Annotated in this window: 1 protein-coding gene; it reads left to right on the top strand. The window is 32.6% G+C overall.

The window, feature by feature from the left end:
- Positions 1-5,530: choice-of-anchor L domain-containing protein (locus IAI56_RS15075; protein ID WP_187658646.1), on the top strand; the 5,530-nt coding region annotated here is incomplete at its 5' end.
- Positions 5,531-5,603: the final 73 nt, after the last annotated feature.

The raw sequence follows: 5,603 nt of genomic DNA, 5'->3' as shown, positions 1-5,603 counted from the left end.
CTATTCCAATGAAAATTACGTTGAAAGAATAGTAAATCTATCAGCATACTCTGGACCAGTAAATATTGGATGGCATGTGCCACAAGGTGGACTTGATGGTTGGGTGTTATATATTGACAATGTTATCATAGAAGATTTACCAACATGTCCAGAACCAACAGACCTAACATCGAATACAGTTTTGCATAATTCTGCAACTATTCAATGGACAAATGGTGGTTTAGAAACAGCTTTGCAAGTAATTACTTTACCATGTGGTTCTCCAGCTCCAACTGCTACATCAACTGGTTTTGTTGATATTAATCCAACAACTAACAGCTACACTTTTCCAAATAATTTAACTCCTACAACATGTTATGATGTGTACATTAGAGCGGTTTGTGCAGGAAATGATTTAAGTCCTTGGACAGGACCAACAACATTTACAACCCAAGTTGCGCCACCAGAATGTGGAGGAACCTACACTGACCCAGGAGGACCAAATGGTCAATATGCAAATAATGAAAATTCAACAGTAACTATATGTCCACCAACTGGACAGCTTGTTACTGTGACTTTCACTTCTTTCGATATTGAAACTTCTTGGGATGCATTGTATGTTTATGATGGAAACTCCGTTGCAGCGCCACAAATTTCTAGTGAAAATGGCACAGGAAATGTTCCTGGCGGAATACCTGGTGGATTTTGGGGAACAACAATTCCTGGTCCATTTACATCATCTAGTGCTGATGGATGTTTAACTTTTATGTTTATAAGTGACGGATTTGTTCAAGCAAACGGTTGGGTTGCAAATGTTGTTTGTGAACCAATTCCAACTTGCCCAAAACCTACCAATGTAAATTTGACAAATATCACTCAAAATAGTGCTACAGTAAATTGGACTGAAGTTGGCACTGCTACTCAATGGGAAGTTTTAGTGTTACCATTCGGTTCACCTATACCTAACGGAAATTCTATAGGTGGACAAATCGTTGATTTGACTACACAATATTTACTTACCCCATTAAATTCAGGAACAGCATATACAGTTTATGTAAGAGCTATTTGTTCTTCATCTGATATTAGCAACTGGAGTAATGGAAAAAACTTCACCACTTTAATTGCTAATGATGAATGTAGTAACGCAATAAATGTAACCGTAAATAGTGATACAAGTTGTACACAATTTGCTTCAGGAACATTAATTGGAGCAACAGGATCAAGCCAACCAAACACTTGTTTTGGAACTGACGATGATGATGTGTGGTTTTCTTTTGTTGCTACTGCTACCGCACATAGTATTGATTTAACAAATATTACGGGTAGTACACAAGATTTATTTCATGTGGTTTACAGCGGAAACTGTAATAATTTAATTCAACTAACATGTAATGATAATAATAGTAGCACAATAAGTAATTTAATTATTGGAAACACTTATTTCATCAGAGTCTATTCTTGGACTTCTACACCAAATCAGACATCAACTTTTAATGTTTGTATAGGAACAATTTCACCTCCTATAAGTACATCAACAACATTATATACAGTAAATCAACTAGTAGAAAATGTTCTTTTAAACTCTACTTGTGCTATTATAAGTAACATTACATTTTCAACTGGAACTAACTTTAACTCAACAAATGGGATTGGATATTTTAATCAAAACAACTCTAGTTTCTCTTTTGAAGATGGTGTTATATTGTCTACCGGTAATGTAAGCAACGCACCAGGTCCAAATGATGAAATTTTAGGAGATGGAGCATTTGGTTGGCCTGGAGATACAGATTTAGAGGCAATTGTACTTGCTGCTACTGGAGAAGAAATGGACAGTAACAACGCTACAAAGTTAGAATTTGATTTTATTCCTGTTATTGAAACAATTAACTTTAATTTTATTTTTGCATCTGAAGAATATGGAACTTTCCAATGTGATTATTCTGATGCTTTTGCTTTTTTGTTAACTGATGTTTCAACGGGTATTACAACAAACTTAGCAGTATTACCTAACACAAATACTCCAGTATCTGTTGTTACTATTAGAGACGATCAATTTAATGATAACTGTTCTTCGGCGAATGAACAATATTTTGATACATTTTACGGATTAGGTGGAGACAACCCATTAGGTGCGCCAATTAATTTTAATGGAGTAACAGTTCCTTTAACGGCTTCTTCAACTGTAATACCTGGAAATTTATATCATATTAAATTAGTTATTGCTGATCGTTTAGACACAAATTATGACTCTGCTGTATTTATTGAAGGTGGAAGTTTTGATATCGGTAATATTGATTTAGGTGACGATTTATTGCAATCCACAAATAATGCAGTTTGTTTTGGAGATACTAAAACTCTTGATAGTGGACTTGACGCCTCTTTATTTACGTTTACTTGGTTACTAAACAATGAAGTAATCCCAAACCAAACAAACTCAACTTTAACAGTAAATGAACCAGGAAATTACACACTTTCTGTACTTTATAATAATTCAACTTGTACAGCTTCAGATACAATAACTGTTGAATTTTACCCAGAATTGTTTGGTGGTGAACCTGTAAATCTATCAAAATGTTCATTATCAAATTCTGCTGAGTTTGATTTAACTTACAATACTCTATTGATATTAAACGGTCTTGATAGTACTCATTCTGTAAAATACTATTTAAGTATTGAAGATGCTCAAAACAATGTAAATGAAATATCAAATCCTTCGGCTTTTGATGGAATAAATCAACAGATTATTTATTATTCATTGATTAATGCTGGTAATTGTAGAATAAACGGGGAATTTATTTTAAACGTTACCCCTTTGACTGAAATTATTTTTAATTTACCTACTGAAATTTGTCAAAACTCTTCAGTTCCAATTCTACCTAACATTTCAAATAATAATATATCTGGAACATGGGAACCAAGTTTGGTATCCAATTTACAAACTCAAACATATACTTTTACTGCTTCTGATACTAATTTAATTTGTACAGAACCTTATGAAATTACAATAGTAGTAAACGAAAATATTACTCCTTCGTTTTTATCTCCTGCTCCAATATGTAATGGAGATATAGCACCAATATTACCAACAACATCTAATAATGGAATTATTGGTACTTGGAGTCCTGAAGTTGTTGATAACACACAAACTCAGACTTACACGTTTACGCCTTCAAACAATTCTTGTGCTCAACAGACACAATTAGTTGTCGAAGTACTTCAAAATTGTGCTTTTGGGAGTTTTGCAAATGCAGTTTGGCTCACAAATTGTGAAACAAGTAACTTTTTTAATACTGTAGGTTCTGGTACATCTATCATTGGACCGATTGAAAATATTTTTCCAAACACCTATTTTGGAACTTATGTATCCAATTCAAATACTTTTAAACTTCGTGGTGCGGAATTAAAAACATTTAAAATTAATTCAGCCAATGTTTGTAGTGCTACACTTTTCTACAGAATATATCCTGTTTCAGGAACTGGAGGAACATTTTCAAGTATTCCTTTACAATTCTTTGATGATTGTAATTCAGGTTCTTTCCCTAGTGGTGGACCTTGTAGTACTGGTGACCAAAAATGGCAAGAAGTTTTAACTGATATAGAAAACCCTATTGATCTTACAGCATTTCCTGCTGGTGATTATCAATTAGAAGTTTATTATGAAATTGTTGGAGATATAAGTTCAAACAATCAATGTGATGACACGTTATTAGTTAATAATAATGGTGCAAATTTTATTGCGACGTATTCACTTCAAAGCAATTTGACATTTAGTGAAACTCATCCAACAATTTGTAATGCTTCCAATGGTTCTATTACTATAAGTGGTTTAAACCCTTTGACAAATTTTGGTCTAAATTATACAGTTAATGGAAATTCAACTAATGCAAATGTAACGTCAAATTCTAATGGTGAAGTTATACTTTCAAATTTGAATGCAGGATTATATTCTAATTTTATATTCACATTTAATGGATGTACACAAAACTATACAGAGACAATAACTTTAGTGAATCCAACAATTACTCCAACATTCAACATTCCTAGTTATTGTTCTGGAGTACAAGGAGTAGTTTTACCAATTCAGTCTTTAGAAGGCATTACAGGTCAATGGAATATACCATTCAACAGCAATCAAACTACTACTTATATTTTTAATCCTGATGCAAATCAATGTGGAGTTGCTGTTGAAGTTGAAGTTGTAATTAATCAACCTATTCAAGCTACTTTTAACCCAATTACTTTTTGCGAAGGCAATGTTGCTCCATCGTTTCCTACAACTTCAATTGAAGGTTTTACTGGAACATGGTCGGCTAGCGAAATAAGTAATTTAGTAGGCACAGCAAATTACATCTTTACTCCTTCATCAGAACTGTGTGCAAGTCAAGGAATATTAGTTGTTTCAGTTACCGCAAGAACACTTCCAGTATTTGATTTTGGAACTCAATTAAACACTTGTCAAAATGCTGCAGCTAACTTTACATTACCTTCTTTATCTAGTAATGGTATCAATGGTTCGTGGTTGCCAGCAATTGTGGATTATAATTTGGTTGGTACAACTAGTTATGTTTTTACACCAAATAATTCAGAATGTGCTTTACAAACTACCTATAGTGTAACTATTAATGCAACAGTAACTCCTACTTTTACAGCTGTTGCACCAATTTGTATTGGTGATACTTTAAATCCGTTACCATTAGTATCAACCAATGGAATAGATGGAAGTTGGTTACCTCAATTGAATAATAATGAAACCACAACTTATACTTTCACTCCAAACAACCCTAATTCCTGTGCAATTTCTGTACCATTAACTATAATAGTTAATCAATTAACCCAGTCAACTTTTAACAATGAAGTGATTTGTAACGGAGAAAACATTAATTTCCCAGTTGTTTCTGTTGAAGGTTTTAATGGAATTTGGTCGCCAAGTATTGTTAACACAACGCAAACTACTAATTATTCATTTACACCAAATCCTGGTCAATGTGCCAATACTGGAACTTGGACAGTAACTGTTTTACCTACTTTTGATTTTTCAATAACTCAAGGTTGTTTAAACAATAATTATACGTTACAAATTACAGAAGGAATAGGTGTTGATTTAGATAATGCTTCATTCCAATGGAGTTTCAATAACCAAAATATAGGAAATAATAATATTAGTTTCAACGTTACTGAATATCTTGCTTCAACCCAAGCAAATGAACAATTACCATTAACATTTACAGTTACAGTTACTGATAAAAATGGTTGTTCAGCATCAAAACCAATTGAATTAACCAGAATAGCTTGTGAAATTCAAAAAGGTATTTCTGTTAACAATGATGGTTTGAATGACTATTTCAATCTTGAAGGTTATAACGTTAGAAATTTAAGTATTTTTAATCGACATGGAATTAAAGTGTATACCAAATCAAATTATTCTAATGAATGGTTTGGACAATCTGATAAAGGAGACGAATTACCAGATGGTACCTATTATTATGTAATTGAATTTGCAAATGGTGAAGAAACTAAAACTGGCTGGATATTTAAACTAGCTGAAGAATAAATTGAAAACGTCCCAAGATTTTGGGACGTTTTTTTTTTTTAAATTTACTTTTACTTTTTTTTTTAAAAAAATT

The organism is Flavobacterium macrobrachii, assembly GCF_014486675.1.
In the GTDB taxonomy this organism is placed as follows: domain Bacteria; phylum Bacteroidota; class Bacteroidia; order Flavobacteriales; family Flavobacteriaceae; genus Flavobacterium; species Flavobacterium macrobrachii.
The sequence above is the reverse complement of the archived record's forward strand: the minus strand, read 5'-3'. Positions and strand labels throughout refer to the sequence as shown.